The 15,990-nt window shown below is 44.7% G+C and carries 14 protein-coding genes; 11 read left to right on the top strand and 3 right to left on the bottom strand.

Going from position 1 to position 15,990, the window contains the following annotated elements; translation table 11 throughout:
• Nucleotides 1-437: 437 nt before the first annotated feature.
• Entirely contained in the window at nucleotides 438-1,052 is a 615-nt protein-coding gene (locus R7P80_RS09875; protein ID WP_080996737.1) for a hypothetical protein, read from the top strand.
• Here R7P80_RS09875 and R7P80_RS09870 read toward each other — a convergent pair.
• Nucleotides 1,033-1,446, bottom strand: coding sequence for a helix-turn-helix domain-containing protein (locus R7P80_RS09870; RefSeq protein WP_005387686.1), 414 nt, complete (start codon nucleotides 1,444-1,446; stop codon nucleotides 1,033-1,035). The two genes, R7P80_RS09875 and R7P80_RS09870, sit on opposite strands and share 20 nt — an antisense overlap.
• 95 nt (nucleotides 1,447-1,541) lie before the next feature.
• Here R7P80_RS09870 and R7P80_RS09865 point away from each other — a divergent pair, with 95 nt between their 5' ends.
• The 5 genes from R7P80_RS09865 (at nucleotide 1,542) to R7P80_RS09845 (ending at nucleotide 7,367) form a co-directional block, all read left to right on the top strand.
• Nucleotides 1,542-2,450 (top strand): aldo/keto reductase, encoded by a 909-nt coding sequence (locus R7P80_RS09865; RefSeq protein WP_005387688.1) that lies wholly within the window; start codon nucleotides 1,542-1,544, stop codon nucleotides 2,448-2,450.
• A gap of 367 nt (nucleotides 2,451-2,817) precedes the next feature.
• Nucleotides 2,818-3,822, top strand: a complete 1,005-nt coding sequence (locus R7P80_RS09860) for a response regulator (RefSeq protein ID WP_005373466.1) — start codon at nucleotides 2,818-2,820, stop codon at nucleotides 3,820-3,822.
• Nucleotides 3,822-4,259 carry a PAS domain-containing protein gene (locus tag R7P80_RS09855; RefSeq protein ID WP_225491552.1) on the top strand — a complete coding sequence of 146 codons (438 nt, stop codon included), beginning with the start codon at nucleotides 3,822-3,824 and terminating at the stop codon, nucleotides 4,257-4,259. The genes R7P80_RS09860 and R7P80_RS09855 overlap by 1 nt, the downstream gene beginning before the upstream one ends.
• Before the next feature lie 86 nt (nucleotides 4,260-4,345).
• Complete coding sequence (locus R7P80_RS09850) at nucleotides 4,346-5,887, top strand: bifunctional ADP-dependent NAD(P)H-hydrate dehydratase/NAD(P)H-hydrate epimerase (protein ID WP_005387691.1); 1,542 nt, start codon at nucleotides 4,346-4,348, stop codon at nucleotides 5,885-5,887.
• 436 nt (nucleotides 5,888-6,323) lie between these two features.
• Nucleotides 6,324-7,367: a GMP reductase gene (locus R7P80_RS09845; RefSeq protein WP_005373458.1), complete on the top strand. Its 1,044-nt coding sequence runs from the start codon at nucleotides 6,324-6,326 to the stop codon at nucleotides 7,365-7,367.
• A 619-nt stretch (nucleotides 7,368-7,986) separates the two neighbouring features.
• On the opposite strand, the gene R7P80_RS09840 is transcribed toward R7P80_RS09845, so the two are convergent.
• Nucleotides 7,987-10,131 (bottom strand): TonB-dependent receptor, encoded by a 2,145-nt coding sequence (locus tag R7P80_RS09840; RefSeq protein ID WP_225491553.1) that lies wholly within the window; start codon nucleotides 10,129-10,131, stop codon nucleotides 7,987-7,989.
• Nucleotides 10,132-10,273: 142 nt separating this feature from the next.
• Here R7P80_RS09840 and R7P80_RS09835 point away from each other — a divergent pair, with 142 nt between their 5' ends.
• Genes R7P80_RS09835 through R7P80_RS09815 form a run of 5 tightly spaced genes read left to right on the top strand, consistent with a single transcriptional unit; the run spans nucleotide 10,274 to nucleotide 14,822 of the window.
• Nucleotides 10,274-11,233, top strand: coding sequence for an ABC transporter substrate-binding protein (locus R7P80_RS09835; RefSeq protein ID WP_158155849.1), 960 nt, complete (start codon nucleotides 10,274-10,276; stop codon nucleotides 11,231-11,233).
• Nucleotides 11,217-12,200, top strand: a complete 984-nt coding sequence (locus R7P80_RS09830) for a FecCD family ABC transporter permease (protein ID WP_047101251.1) — start codon at nucleotides 11,217-11,219, stop codon at nucleotides 12,198-12,200. The genes R7P80_RS09835 and R7P80_RS09830 overlap by 17 nt, the downstream gene beginning before the upstream one ends.
• Nucleotides 12,200-13,162 carry a FecCD family ABC transporter permease gene (locus R7P80_RS09825; protein WP_225491554.1) on the top strand — a complete coding sequence of 321 codons (963 nt, stop codon included), beginning with the start codon at nucleotides 12,200-12,202 and terminating at the stop codon, nucleotides 13,160-13,162. The genes R7P80_RS09830 and R7P80_RS09825 overlap by 1 nt, the downstream gene beginning before the upstream one ends.
• A complete protein-coding gene (locus R7P80_RS09820; RefSeq protein WP_158155853.1) occupies nucleotides 13,162-13,965 on the top strand; it encodes an ABC transporter ATP-binding protein in 804 nt (267 codons plus the stop codon). Before R7P80_RS09825 ends, R7P80_RS09820 begins: the two co-directional genes overlap by 1 nt.
• Nucleotides 13,965-14,822, top strand: a complete 858-nt coding sequence (locus R7P80_RS09815; RefSeq protein ID WP_225491555.1) for an IucA/IucC family C-terminal-domain containing protein — start codon at nucleotides 13,965-13,967, stop codon at nucleotides 14,820-14,822. Before R7P80_RS09820 ends, R7P80_RS09815 begins: the two co-directional genes overlap by 1 nt.
• A gap of 153 nt (nucleotides 14,823-14,975) precedes the next feature.
• On the opposite strand, the gene R7P80_RS09810 is transcribed toward R7P80_RS09815, so the two are convergent.
• The gene (locus tag R7P80_RS09810; protein ID WP_225491556.1) at nucleotides 14,976-15,950 is read right to left on the bottom strand and encodes a peptidoglycan DD-metalloendopeptidase family protein; all 975 of its coding nucleotides are present in this window, start codon (nucleotides 15,948-15,950) and stop codon (nucleotides 14,976-14,978) included.
• Nucleotides 15,951-15,990 lie beyond the last annotated feature (40 nt).

Here is a 15,990-nt window from a genome sequence, read left to right as displayed (position 1 = left end):
AAAGAAAGTATACGCTTCGCAGAGTCTAGACCTAATCAATAAAGATGCAATTTAGCTTTTCACTATTGAGTGTTCGAAGTGTCGCGATATTATTCATTCACTCAGATTGTGCTATTGCTCTCATAATTTAGGATAAAAAACTTGTTTTTTGAGAAAAATGAACCATGCTTTAATTGTAAAGCAACATGACTGCTTCAGAAGGAGGGATGTGAAGTTTTACACACAATTTGGATGGATTCAAACCCTACGGTAAGTCCTCGTTTTATGTTCGGGATGCATCAATAGACATCGCCGATTCGCACACTCACGATTGAGTAACGAGGTAGAGGCGCACGAACATGTGCGCCTTCTTAATTTCTGCGTTATAACTTTCATCAGCATAACTTTCATCGCCACCTGCCACTATTTTTCTCTTGAACATTTTCTTGCAGTTAGTAATGTCTTGGTTCGATGTCAACCAACTAGAGCAGTGCATGCGCTTTTATCTTCGACTCTTACTTTCTTTATGTTGTTGTTCGGTAACGTTTCCGGCACTTTCAACGCCGAGCTGGTGGCAAGACACGTTGTCAGCAATGCCATATTCCAATTTAAAAGAACGTATAGAAAAAAGTGGAAGCTGGTATGGTTGCGAAGTGCAGTTGCGAGACAACTCAACGTTTATCAACGCATTTTGTTTGGATGATTTTTCGTACTACCAGCAGCACTTGTATGGTGAAGTGATTTTGAGAAGAGAAAGTGCTCAGTTCTCGTTTCTTACTGAATACGAGTGGCAGCGTCTGAATGACTTACTTCTCAACTTAAGAAAGGATGGGTTAGTTTTACGCAGAGTCACTATCGGAAAAGAGCAATATGATGTCGTTGAAGCTCTGGAAAAGAAATCTTCCGAGCTTGTCGATAAAGAAGTTATTTTGTTGATGAACCGCTATCCACAAGAAACGATTCGAAGTTTGCTTTGGGTAAAACCGGACGAGTTTCTGACGCCATCACCGTCCTTAAATGTGCACTTGCGCAGTGATGGCGAAATTATCGAGGTCAAAGTGACTCGTTTTTAGATTCTTTATGGAGAGATAGGAAGGTCGCCATTGCTGATTCATCCAAAAAACCATCCGATTTTTTGTGAGCGCGCAGGTATTGATATCCTGCAATTAGCTTGCGGTGTAGCTCTTCTGCATCGTCTGACAACGGCTGATTCATAACGTGTTGAAAGGCAAGTTTGTACGCATCCATATCCACGACTTCAGCACGGCGATATAAATAACCGCATCCCGTTGCTAACCATTCGAGAGAGCAATTGGCGCGCATTGCAATTTGATTTGCTTTAGTTAGGCTAGGTTCACTGCCTTTAAGGTATTTGCGTATTAAAGCTTCAGACACATCGACGCGTCGAGCGAACCCGCTGATGCTTTCTTCTCCGATCAGGGTGGCTAGGCGTTGGGCAAAAGACATATTTCGTACTCCAGTTCGAATTGCGAAAGTTTACCCGTTGAGCCGGTACGAAAACAAGACTACGATGAATGCAGATCAATTGAAGGAGAAAACCCATGGTTGCAAAAGTAGTAACTGCACCAAAAGGCCCAGAGTTCTCAGAGCTGGTTCAAGGATATTGGCGTGCAGTTGAGTGGGGAATGACGGCTCAAGAGCGTTTGTCATTTCTTAAGCAACACATTGAGTTAGGCATTACGACAGTCGATCACGCCGACATCTACGGTAATTACGAGTGTGAGGCGTTGTTTGGTGAAGCGTTAGCTTTAGACAAGAGTGTTCGTGAGCAAATTCAGATCGTGACGAAATGCGACATCAATTTGTGTGGCGATAAAACGCCAGAGCGTAAGATCAATCACTACGACACGAGCTCAGCACATATCTACCAATCGGTGAATAACTCGCTAGAACGTTTGAATGTGGATGAAATCGACGTACTTTTAATTCATCGTCCTGACGTGTTAATGGATGCAGACGAGGTTGCAGAAGCATTTTCTGAGCTTCATAAAGTCGGCAAAGTGAAGCACTTTGGCGTGTCTAACTTCACTCCACGCCAGTTTGAACTGCTGCAATCTCGCTTAGGTAAGCCGTTGGTTACTAACCAAGTGGAAATCAACCCACTTAACTTTGAGGTTGCACACGATGGAACGCTTGATCAAATGCAAATGTTGCGCACGCGACCAATGGCTTGGTCTTGCCTCGGTGGTGGTTCAATTTTTAGTGGTGACAGTGAGCAAGCTGTTCGTGTCCGTAACGAATTAGAAGCAATTCGTGAAGAAGTGGGCGCAGCGAGTATTGACCAAGTAATTTATGCCTGGGTACGTCGTTTGCCATCTAACCCTATTCCAATCATTGGTTCTGGTAAAATCGAGCGTGTGCAAACTGCAGTCAATGCATTGAATATCGAACTTACTCGAGAGCAATGGTATCGAGTATGGGTGGCTTCTAAAGGTCACGGTGTGCCATAGAATTGATATCTTATCGATGAAATTGTTATTAAAGGCATCCTCTATCAGGGTGCCTTTTTAGTTTTAGCGCGTTACTGTTTACCCATTATGGAAATGGAAAGAATGAAATTCGAGCAAAAATGGGCTTTGGATGTTTGCTGCAACTTTTTGCTTACTTTGGGTGGAGGAGTTTTACCCATGTTTGTTTTATGTCACTAAACAGCGAATGTGATGCTTGCTTTTTAGTCATTTTGTTCACTCATTCATTCATATTGCGTATGCTTATCGAATAATAAAGAAATAAAAAACTCGTCAGTTTTCTCGTATTACATGCTGTAACAATCTGTTAGACTCCGGCGCAGATTGTGGAATATAAAAAGGTGATTGAATGTCTTTTCCCGTACTCATCTGTGATGATTCAGCGTTAGCACGCAAACAGATGGCGAGATCACTACCAGCCACATTGAATGCCGATATTACGTTTGCTATCCACGGAAAAAACGCGCTAGAAGAACTCGAAAAAAACGAGTTTAAATTGATGTTTCTTGATTTGACCATGCCAGAAATGGATGGCTTTGAAACACTAGAGCACATGCAACGGTTGGGGGATAAAACTCCGGTGGTTGTGGTGTCGGGGGATATCCAACCTAAAGCGAAAGAGCGCGTGTTCGCACTGGGTGCAAAAGCGTTTATTCAAAAACCGATTGCCAAAGATGAACTCAAGAAGGCGCTTAAAGAGTTGGTCGAGCCAGAACCTCGTCCTCAAATTATCACGCCTGTCTCTATTGAGTTACCGATTTTACGTCGTCGCGATATTTACATGGAAGTGGCTAACGTTTCAATTGGTCGAGCAGCCGATGCGTTGGCGCGTCACTTTGATGTGTTTGTGCAACTACCTCTGCCGAACGTCAATATCTTTGAAGTGAGCGAACTTCACATGGCCCTACGCGACTTGGCGTCGCATGACAACGTATCGGGTGTTTGTCAGGGATTTTGTGGCGAAGGTATTGCTGGCGAAGCGCTAGTGATCTTGAGTGACTCAAGCGTATCTGATCTCAAAAAGTTGATGAAAGTACCAGCAGACAGCGAAGAGCTAGAAGAGCTTGAGCTGCTAATGGATATTTCTAATATTTTGGTGGGGTCGTTCTTAAATGGTTTAGGCGAGCAGTCTGAAGTCCGATTCTTCCAAAGTCCACCAGTACTCCTTGGTCAGCATATCTCAATTGACTCGATCATTGAATCTACAACTGGAGCATTCAGCCGCACGATGACATTCGAAGTGAGCTACAACATTGAAGGAACGTCGATTCGTTGTGACTTGTTGTTTATGTTTGTGGATGAATCCTTGCCGCTGCTTGATAACAAACTGTCTTATCTAATGGAGGAGTTCTAATGTTGAATATGCCAGCAGAGTTTGAACAACTCCATTGGATGGTGGATATGGTACAAAACGTCGATATGGGCTTAGTGGTCATTGATCGAGATTACAATGTACAGGTCTGGAATGGGTTTATGACTCATCACAGTGGTTTGCAGTCTCATGATGCGATAGGTCGTTCTATATTTGATATCTTCCCTGAAATCCCACAGGAGTGGTTTAAATTAAAAACAAAACCAGTGTATGACCTAGGCTGTCGCAGCTTCATCACATGGCGACAACGACCTTACTTATTCTGCTGTCGCAATGTTCGACCAGTTACGCAGCAAGCGGAGTTTATGTACCAGAATGTTACGTTGAACCCAATGCGCACACCGACTGGAAAAATCAACTCGTTGTTTTTGTCTATACAAGACGCGACGGCTGAAGCTCTGATGTCTCAGAATCAATAGCGATAAAAAACTTTCTCAAAAGCCAAGGTCCGCCTTGGCTTTTTTGTATACTTATAATTGTGTTTCCCAATGCGTAGAACGTGAATATGGACTTTAATCTCGCTCTAAAACTCTACACCGCAGAGCAAGTAAAAAACGGTGAAACGCTGGCTGCGCAAATGGCTGGTGTTTCTATGTATAGCTTAATGCAACGCGCTGGTATGGCCGTGTATGAGCGCTTTTTACATCTGTATCCTAAATCAAAAAATATCTTAGTGATTTGCGGTAAAGGGAATAACGGTGGCGATGGTTACGTATTTGCATCTCTTGCGAAACAAGCTCAACTCAATGTACATGTTTTCCAAATTGGTGATGTATCTGTGCTAAAAGGTGATGCTTTGCGCGCATACCAAGACTGGCAGTCAATCGACGGTGTTAACAATGATTGGGATGAATGGAATACCGCATTGCTAGAAGCAGATGTGATCATCGATGCCATGTTAGGCACTGGTTTAAGCGGTGAGGTTCGTTCGGAGTATCGTCGCTATATTGACCAAATTAATCAAATTCATACCCCTGTGATTGCAGTCGACGTTCCTTCTGGTCTGTGTGCTAATACAGGTGCAGTTTTAGGTGATGCTATTCGTGCCGAGCATACTGTAACCTTCATTGGGGTTAAGCAAGGCTTATGCACTGGACAAGCGAGAGATCGAGTTGGCGAGCTCTACTTTTGTGGTTTAGGCGTCAATACTAAGTTTGATACTATCGAAGTAGAAAGTGCATTAGGTATTGATCATCAGGTTGTTTCAAGATTAATGCCCAAGCCAAATCCAACGGTCCATAAAGGTGACAACGGGAAGTTGCTTTGTGTTGGTGGCAACCAAGGGATGTCTGGAGCGATTCGTTTATGTTCCTCCGCTGCGATTAGAGCCGGAGCGGGTTTAACTGCCGCAATTACTCACACGAGTAGCCTTATTCCACTGCAGGTTGGTTGCCCAGAAGTAATGAGCCAGAGCATCACCGCTGACTTACTCAGGGATACTGAGAACGACTTAACTAAACGCATACGCTGGGCTGACGTATTAGTGTTTGGTCCTGGCTTTGGAGATGATGAGTGGGCTTATCAAGCCTATCAATATCTGGCTCAAGAGCAGAAACCTAAAGTTGTTGATGCTGATGGCCTCAATATTCTAGCGATGCTGAGCCAGCGATGCGATGGCACTCTAGTGTGCGACAACCATCGAGTGATCACGCCGCATCCTGGAGAGGCAGCTCGACTACTAAATGTAACCATTCAACAAATAGAAAGTGACCGATACTCTGCTGCAAGACAACTGCAAGAGCGTTATGGCGGTGTAGTGGTTTTAAAAGGCGCGGGGACGCTTATTTACGATGGAACGAGAATGTACGTCTGTCTAGCGGGTAACGCCGGAATGGCGACGGGGGGAATGGGAGATGTGTTATCTGGAGTCATTGGTGCATTACTAGCCAAAGGTTTACCAATTTCTGTTGCCGCACGTTTAGGTGTGGTACTTCACAGTCATGCTGCTGATATAAACGTGAGTCAGAATGGTCAAATTGGTCTTTTGGCAAGTGATGTCGTTAGCACTCTTCGTACCGCTATCACCCAAGAGCTCTATCGAAATTAATTAGATTTCATGCATTGCTGAGAAAATTGGTCGATTTTTTTGAGTACTTTTTTACGAATTAGCAGGGCATCTTAGTATTAGGTGATTGAGTTTTAGGCAGATTTGAGAGGTGATGCGTTTTAATTTTTAAGATATGACGCAAAGGTTTGCGCAATGGGTTAACTTAAGTGCTTTCTCAAGTTGTTGATAGTTATAAATAATAAGAGGTTTTGGTGACTTGGGGAGCGTTTTTGATATGCGATTTTCCAGATGGTATCACAAAAAAAATTCAAATATCAGACTTGTAGGAAATAAATCACAGCCTATAATGCTGAAAACCGGAGCGTCTGCCAACGCTCCGGTTTTTTTGTGTCCGAAGAACAGTGAACTCGTCTGCCAACGAAGTCACTACGCACTCTGAAATGACACATATACATATGAATCAAGGAATTACACAATGCGTATCGAACAAGAACTTAAGTTAGGTTTTAAAGATGTACTGTTTCGCCCGAAACGTTCTACCCTTAAGAGCCGTTCTCAAGTAAATTTAACCCGCGATTTTACATTCAAGCATAGTGGTCGTCAATGGTCTGGTGTGCCAGTAATCGCAGCAAACATGGATTCGGTTGGTAGCTTTGCAATGGCTAAAGCGCTGGCTGAGCATGGTGTAATGACCGCTGTTCACAAACATTACACGGTAGAAGATTGGGCTGAGTTTGCTAAATCAGCAGATAAAGTAACCATGAATAACGTTATGGTGTCTACGGGAACATCTGATGCAGACTTCCAAAAAACCAAAGACATCATGGCGCTTTCAGATGAATTTATTTTCATTTGTATCGACATTGCAAATGGTTACTCAGAGCATTTGGTCGAGTATGTTGAACGCGTGCGAGCAGAGTTCCCAGACAAGGTCATTTCTGCAGGCAACGTGGTTACTGGTGATATGTGTGAAGAGCTAATCCTAGCTGGTGCAGACATCGTTAAAGTGGGTATCGGCCCAGGCTCTGTATGTACAACTCGTGTAAAAACGGGTGTTGGTTACCCGCAGCTTTCTGCAATCATCGAGTGTGGTGATGCAGCCCACGGCCTTGGTGGCATGATCGTCGGTGACGGTGGCTGTTCTTGTGCGGGTGACGTAGCGAAAGCATTCGGTGGTGGCGCGGATTTCGTAATGCTAGGTGGGATGCTAGCGGGTCACGAAGAGTCAGGCGGCGAAGTGATCGAGAAAGACGGCGAGAAGTTCATGAAATTCTATGGCATGTCGTCGAAGAGCGCGATGGACAAGCACTCAGGTGGTGTCGCTGGCTACCGTGCGGCCGAAGGTAAAACCGTATTATTGCCATACCGTGGTAGCGTTCACGGCACTATTCAAGACATCCTTGGCGGCGTTCGCTCAACATGTACATACGTAGGTGCAGCAAAGCTTAAAGAGCTAACCAAGCGTACTACATTCATCCGCGTTCAAGAACAAGAGAACAACGTGTTCGGTAAAGAGTAAATCGACTGTATGTAACAAGTGTAAAAAGCAACCATATATTGATATTTGGTGCAACCATAATTTGATATTGCCTCTTCATAAGTCTATTGCTTTTTAAGTTTATGACATTTTTGAAGGGGCTATTTTATATCTGCTTTAGGATGAAATACCTAGCTAAGTGAGTTTGTTTAACACTTCTATCATGGCGTAGGTTTTTCCAACTTGAGCATTGTAATTTCTCAAACTTAACTAAGCGGCAATGAAAATACATGCTTAACCATAGGAGCCATCGTAATCGCTAAGTCATTAAATAGGCGAGGTCTTCCAGGTTGGTTCCCTTGCTTGATTTGCTTCCATAGCTGAACAGTCTCTTAATTAAAAATGTCCGTTAACAGCGGGTGATTAAAGCTTGGTTGTTGTGTTTCCAATTGGTTGTTCTGTAGCGAGGCTGGCTATTAGCCTAAGTATATGAGTGAACTTAGCTGCTCAGCTCATGGGTTGAAGATTTAGTTGCCTGATTTAGGAAACAAAGCTAGTACCCGGCACTAATTTGAATTTTAAGGTAATAAATCACGAATATAACAGTAGAAGTGAAAGACATGCGCTTAATCTGATTACGCGCATTTTCTGTGTTTTAAGTTTAGTATTTCACTTCGTAGTTCAAGTGGAAGCGACGACCCGGTGCGTTGTAGTAACGTGAGTTGTTACGCTCTGATTGCGCGTACGCCGTCATGTAGTCTTCGTTGAATAGGTTTTCAACAGCGAAGCTTAACGTACCGAACGGAAGATCGTAGTCCACACCAGCGTTTGCAACGAAGTAGCTGTCTACTGCGTATTCCGCGCCAGAAGTGATTTCATCTTCTTTATCACGGTTGCCTGAGTAAACCAGCGTCATGTTGTAGCGACCGAATTCGTAAGCGTCGTAACTGATAACAGACGTTACTTTCAATGGTGCGATACGCGTGCCGTCTAGTGGTTCCCAGCCGCTGTCTTCGTTAAGTTTACGCTCACCTTCTTGCCAAGAGATCGTGCTGTCTGTACGAAGGTTAGCAAGAATGCTGTAACCAAGCGTTGCTTCCGCACCCCAAACTTTTTCTGGTGCACGAGTACTTTCTAGCGCATCGCCGGCTTCGTTTACGTTTAGTGTCGAACCTAGGTCAGATTCGCTGTAGAACGCTGCAAGAGAGTAGTCCGCTTCACCAAGGAAACCGCGCACACCCACTTCGTAGTTGTCAGTAGTAATTGGCTTGATAGCACCTTCAACTGTTGAGCTGTTGCCAGAACGAATGTCACGTAGTGCTTCGTTCGTTGACATACCTTGCGCGAAAGATGCAAACAGCTGGTGGTTGTCGGTCAGATCGTGTGTCACACCAATGTTGAATAGGAACTTGTCAAAGTACGGATCACCGCCTTGAACTTGATCACCTGCATTGTTGTGCGTGTTACCTACCGTGAAATCATCCACGCTTAGGCGAACGTACTCGTAACGGATACCGTAAGAAAGAACCGTGTTATCGCTTACATCAGTAGTGAACTGTGCGAATGGTGCGATAGCAAATTGCTCTACATCCGGTGTGTTGTTGTAGAAACCGACGCTGTTTGGCTGTTTGAACGACTGTTGTTCAACGTCCATACCCCAAGTCACGAATGCCCAATCAATTTGGCTAGAGATGTTGGCTTTCACGCCGAAACGATCAAAATCTGTCTCGTTGTGGCCGTATAGCGTTTGACCAAAGGTTGGAGAATTTGGGTTCTTGTCTTTCATCGCAAGCGTGAACGTCTCAGTGTCCTGAGTCATCCAGTAACCCGTTACATCTAGCATACCTAAGCTAAAGCCCAGATCTTGGTAACGTGCTTGGTAGTTAGCGAACGTACGTGTCACATCGTTTGGTTTCGCGCCATCTTTGCCTGCAACGCCGTTGTTGTAACCAGGGCCACAGTGAACCGCTTCTGCAGGTTTGCCGTTAGCTGCATCGCCATTCGCTGCACACCAACCGTCGTTGTCAGTAATGTTACGAACGCCAACAGTCAAAGTCAGTGAGCGATCTTCGTCGATGTTACGGTTCCAAACGCCGTTTACGTTTAGGTTGTCCATGTCATCTTCGTTGTTTACCGAAGGTAGGCGGTCACCGTTAGCATCGTAGCTGCCGCCACGTTGCTCGTAACCCAGACCTAAACGCCATTGATCTTTCTTATCACCGCCAGTCGCTTCTTGGTAAACGTTCCAAGTGAACGCATCGCTACCAAACTCTTGGAAGCTTGTGCCAACTTTAGTGCGATATTCTACTGCGCCTTCTTCTGGCATTTTGGTGATCACGTTGATGATACCGCCCTGTGCGCCAAGGCCGTATACCGCAGAACCACCGCGGATAACTTCGATACGCTCAACGTTTTGCGGATCAATCGCCGACAGCTCTTGGCCAAAATCTAGGAAGCTGTTGTTTTGTGCAACACCGTCAATCAATAGCAGAACGCGACGACCACGGATTTGGTTTTGACCTTTGCTGCTCAGGTTACCGTGAACAGAAGTCCCCATACCTGGAACCAAGGTTGAAAGCACATCGTTGATGCTGCGGCTTTGGTTCAATTGAGATTGAAGTTGTGCTTGGTCGATAACGGTCACAGAGCGAGGAACGTCGTTAAGCAGCTGTTGAGAACGGCTTGCGGTAACAACCATTGTTTCCATTGCTTGGACTTGGTCGTTACTTTCCGCTGAAACGCCGAAAGGTGAAAGAGTAATTGCACTTACCACTGCAATATTTAGCTTAGATAGTTTGAGTTTCATAACTTCCTGCAACTAAAAGTTGTCTTTTATAAACTTGTTAATAAATTGATTTAGCTAGCGATTATTGAGCACTTTGTAATTACGTGGTAGTCTAGCACGCAAAGAAGTAATGTAAATATCAATAATTATCATTTGTAATTTAATGGGCAATTTTACAGCAGTCGTTATCATTTCAATAATTAGCCAAATGCTGTCTATTCAGCTTGCTTATGCAAGTGGATTAAACGCATCAGTTGTCGATGATCTAGACCATACGATTTCGACGTCGAATGTGACCCATTTCCCGCGTGTTGCAAGCGTGTCTACTTTTGGTGCAGAGCTAGTAATAGCAATGGGTGAGAAGCCTGTTGGTGTATCCGATTATCCTGGTGGATTTCCTCCTTATCTCTCTGCTTTAAATGACGTGCCAAGTCTTGGTAATCGTTCAAGAACCAGCTTTGAAGCTTTGTACGATGTTAAGCCAGATTTGGTCGTTGGTTTGGGGCGAATGTTAGAGCCTTACTATCAGCGCTTTGTCGAAATCGCACCGCCTCTCGGTTTTGATTTGATTACTTTAGAAGACAGTTTTTCTGCTGTAGAGCGTGCAAGCATGGCAATGAGGCGAGAAGAGCAAGGGAAATCACTAAATATGTGTTTTCAGACTTTTCTTGATGAAATGCAATCAAAGCTCGGTAATAGACAGTTTTCTGGTTTATTTCTGACAAGTGCTGGCGTCACTCCGCGAGCATACTACTCACACTTTATGTCCGTTGCTCTTATGGAAAAATTGAATATCCGAAGTGCGAATGGTGACTCGCCGTACGCGACGAAAACGCCTTTTTCTGGGCAAGTGGGTCTTGAGTGGTTGGTAAAACTCGATCCCGATGTGATTTTTATGTACCAGAACGCCGAGCCACAATTTACCGAATCGAAAATTTGGCAAAGCCTAAAAGCGGTGAAGAACAATCGAGTTTACTTGGTTGATATGACATGGCGAGAGCCAGAAGGGCCACTTTCACGAATTTGGGTCGCGATGGATATCGCCCACAAAGTGTATCCCGATCTTTTCCCTGCGCCTTCTGTTGAACGAGTTTATGAGGTGATCAATGGCTCATGTTCTTAGGATAACCAAACCAAGTGCGGTGATGGTTCGCAGTTTGGCGACGGCTTTGTTACTAGCTGTGGTTTATGTGTCTTTGTCGAGTGGCATTTACCATTTTGATGCCCAGCAGATCATGGCGTTTTTGATTTCTGATTCAAGCAACCAAGCATCCTTAGTGTTTTGGGAACTACGTTTACCTCGCACCTTAATCGCACTCTTTGGTGGGGCGGCGTTGGCGGTATCCGGCTCGCTCATGCAAGACATCGTTCGCAACCCGTTAGCGTCTCCAAACCTGACCGGTGTGATGTCTGGCGCTGCGCTTAGCGTGTTAACGGCGACCATGTTCTTGCTGCCATTGCCAACTTTGTTTTGGGGGATTGTAGGTGGTTTGCTTGGCGGTGCCATTACCTTATCCATTAGTTGGAAACAGGGCGTCACACCAGCGCGTTTGGCGTTAGCTGGCATTTCCGTGAGTGCGTTTTGCCAAGCAGCGGTGACCTACATTCTTCTGTCGGATCGCGTAGACAGTGAGTCACTGTTTTTCTGGTTAACGGGCAGTAACGCAGGCGCGAATTGGTCGGTGTTTACGCCGCTTGTTTATACCGTCATTCCTGCGTTTATATCGCTTGCGGTGACACATCGACAGCGTGGTTACTTACTGCTGGATGACACGGTTGCTCGTGGTTTAGGTATCGCGATCAACCGTTATAGATTGGCGTTTGGTTTTGTCTCTGTCGTGCTTACTGCGGTTGCGGTTGGTGCATTTGGTCCTGTCGGTTTTGTTGGCCTTGTTGCCCCTCATCTCGCTCGCATGATGGGGTTGGGACTTGGCGGTGCAGCTTTGATTGGTGCGGCACTCGTTACCGCAGCAGATCTCCTTTCTCGAACCCTGCTTATGCCGTTGGAAATTCCGATTGGCGTCATTACCGCGACTTTAGGTGCGCCTTGGTTTCTTATGTTGATTGTTCGTAAGCTGAGAGGGAAATAATGAAAACGCGTTTCTTATTCCCTTGCTTGGCTTTGCTGGTGTTCGCTCCTGCACTGTTTATCGCTTCTAACCCAGAGCTTAGACAAGCAGGTGAACTGTTTATTACTCGCGGTACTTACCACCCATTTTGGTCGCTAACGTTACCAAGATTTTTGCTGGCGATTATGGCGGGTATGATGCTGGCAGTATCAGGCTTATTGCTGCAAACCACCCTCAAAAACCCGTTGGCAGACAGCGGTATTTTAGGGGTGAACGCTGGTGCTTCTCTTGGTGCTGTTTGTGCGATTTTGTTGCCCGCTTGGTTTAATTGGAATATCACCACAGAAAGCGCGTTACTGCTGTTTTCAATGGCGGGTGGTTTGCTCAGTGCGATTCCTGTTTTGATCGTTAGCCGAATCGGAAATACCAGTCTCACTCTACTCACAGGTGTAGCGATCACGGCGATTCTTGGCGCGTTGAGTTCGGCGCTAATCTTCACCATTGGTCAGGGTAAAACCGATATCGCATTGCAATGGATGGCGGGTGGTATGTACGGCCGAGGTTGGGAACAAGTGAGTTATCTTTTGCCTTGGTCCTTGGCCTGTTTAGCGTTCATTATTTTGGTGTATTTGCCATTGAAATGGGTACGCTACGATGACGCGATTTTGCGTGGCATTGGTATCAACGGTGCTCTGCTGCGTTTGGGGATTCTGTTAGGTACGGTATTTATTACTGCGCCTGCCGTCTCAGCAGTTGGCCCGACTGGATTTGTGGGGTTGGTGATTCCGCACATTGCACGTTTGCTCAGTGCAAATGATCCTTTGCGAACCATGTTCACGACGTTGATTTTCGGCGCTGGTTTCCTCGCACTTTCAGATGCTTTAGCCAAACACTTACTGTTCCCAACCGAAATTCCAGCGGGCGTGATTACCGCACTGCTTGGTGTGCCATTTTTCCTCTTCTTGTTAAGGAAACACTCTTAATGACCCTATCTTCAAAAGGGCTTGAAGGGCAATCGCTCACTTCAGGCTACAACGATACGATGATCTTGAACGAGGTGAACATCCGTCTTCAAGAAGGTAAGGTAACGGCGTTCATTGGCCCAAACGGGTGCGGTAAAAGTACGTTGATGAAGACCTTAACCGGTGCGATAAAAGCGAAAAAAGGCGACGTGACCTTTAAAGGTAAAGCGCTTAACCAATGGAAGCTTAAAGATCTCGCTAAACACATTGCGATTCTGCCTCAACATCCTACGGCACCAGAAGGTGTCTTGGTTGAGCAGCTTGTTGCGCTTGGTCGTGTTGCTCATCGCAAGTGGTATCAGGGCAACAGTGAGCGTGACCAAGAAGTGATGACTGAGTCGCTTGCTTCTGTCGGGTTGGCTGGTTACGAAAAGCGTGTAGTGAGTACGTTGTCGGGCGGTGAGCGTCAGCGCGTTTGGCTGGCGATGTGTTTGGCGCAAGAAGCTCAGTGGTTATTGCTGGATGAACCAACCAGTTATCTCGATTTAGGTCACCAACTCGAGTTACTTGAAGTGCTCGATAAGTTGAACAAGGAACGCAACTTAACCATCGTTTATGTTCTCCATGAACTCAGCCAAGCTGCGCAGTTCTGTGATGAACTGGTACTAATGAAAAAAGGTCAGATCTTAAAACAGGGGGCGCCTTTGGACGTGCTTACTCAATCGACCCTTGAATCGGTGTTTAAAGTGGAAGGAAAAATGGAAGTCATTGATGGCTACGTTTACTGTTTACCAAAAGCTTATGTTCGTGAGGAAGTGCGTTAATGGAAAACCTGTTTAATCAGTTTCGTACTTTGGTAGCTTTGCCTGAGAATGTTAAAGCGCTGAGTATCACCGAGCAGCAAGCTATCTTGAATCGACACGAACCTTTCTTCCGCTTACGTTTTGTTGAACAGCCGAAAGGCATTAAAGCCAGTGAATGGTTTGAGCGTGAGTTTCCTGCTGTTGTGCAAGATTACGCAAACTCTATTGAGGCAAAGCTGCCTTTTGCCGTGCCTATCTGGCAGAAAGTGTTCAACGCGATTTTGCTGACGTCGCTGGTCGGTCACCGTGTGGTGTTTGATCGCGTGTTGCAATTAACACTCGATGACCTGTATCTGACCATTGGTGAAGACCATCGTGTCGCAAGCATTGAAGTGTCGAGTGCAACGCCTTTCTTTTCTCTTGAAAGTGACAACGAAGCGATGCAAGTGGAATCAGAACAGGCCTTAGATGAGAAACTCGCGCAAGTCATTACGACGCTCTCTGAACCATTGGTGCCGTTGTACAAAAAGCAGAAAGTTAGCCCGAAAGTGTTTTGGGGGAATGCCTTGTACGCGTGTGATTTAGCATTTTCTAAACTTGCGCATCAGCCATTAGCAAATGACACGTTAGATCTAGACGTGCAAGCGGCATCAAAGTGGCAGCAAAACCTATTTAACGCGGTAACACCAAAAGGCGGTGAGTTAAACTCGGTAAAAAAGGTGACCTTTAATGGTTTTCAAAAGCTCTACGTGAGACGAGAAACGTGCTGTCTGAAATACAAAATTGAAGGCAAAGAGAAGTGCTCAACCTGTAACTTGCACGATTCAGAAATCCAAGAAAACATCATGCGTATGAACATGCTTGGGTTATTTCAGTAAAATCGATAAATTATCATTTTTTATTGACCACATGTAATTTCAGTAAAAGTCGCTTATTTGAAAAGGTTTTATGTGATTTAGAGCAAAGTTATGGTCTACTGTAGTTGCGGATAAATGACAGTAGGAAGAATACACGAATCGAAGTGGCTGTTGTTACCTATTTGACTGCTCATACCGTTGCCATTCCGCTGTTAACTCTGCTTTTTCTTTTCTCGCTGCAATCAGCATTTCTATATTTACGTCAGTGTTTGGGTGCCTTTGAATGTATCGCTCGTAATCAACCGGAACACCATTGATGTGCAGTTCAAGATGTAAATGCGGCCCTGTTGTTCTTCCTGTGTTACCCGTTTTCCCTATCACTTGTCCTCGGCTGATCTTCTCACCAACATGGACGTTGCGCTGAGATAAGTGTAGGTAGCGTGATACAGAGCCATTTGTGTGGCGGATATTAATGTAGTTGCCTGCAAAACGGTTGTAGCGGGACTTTAAAACGATGCCATCGGCAATACTACGAATCGGTGTACCTACAGGTGTGGCATAATCAGTTCCTAAGTGCGGAGTCGTTATATTGGTCACTGGATGTGTTCGCTTTAAGTCATAGTCAGAGCTCACTCTGTAGTTTTTATCAAAGGGTGAAGAAAACATGAACTGATTATTTATCGACACACCATGCTCATCAAATACGTTACCGTGACCATCATTGATAATAAATAAATCAGTTTTACTGCCTAAATAGTAAAAAGAACTAATGTAAGTTTCATTTTTACTATTTAATTTAGTTCTTAAGATAAAGTTATCACCTCTTTTAATAGAGTCAATAATATTAAACTTGCTTTTGATAAGTGCTAATAGCAAGTTGATCTCTTTTTGACTCACTCCTGATTTTAATAATGAAGCGACAAAAGAGTATTCAACAACACCGATAGTGATTTTTTGCCTACGAGTATTCTTATTAATTGATGGCTGCACATTCTCACTTTCGAATTCTAAAGGCTTGATGGTAGGTAGCCTATCTACAGGAGTGAGGAAGTAGTGAGAAAGCGATACGCTAATCAATATGATTAACGCAGTAGTGATAAGGGCTACGGTAGGAGCTTGCACACTCCTTTTTATTATTAAAATAGTCATTAGTTTTGTTGGTTTATCAATACTGACAGTTGTGCGTAGA

Source organism: Vibrio sp. 2092 (assembly GCF_033339635.1).
Classification (GTDB): domain Bacteria; phylum Pseudomonadota; class Gammaproteobacteria; order Enterobacterales; family Vibrionaceae; genus Vibrio; species Vibrio alginolyticus.
This window is presented reverse-complemented; position numbering and strand designations above follow the sequence as displayed.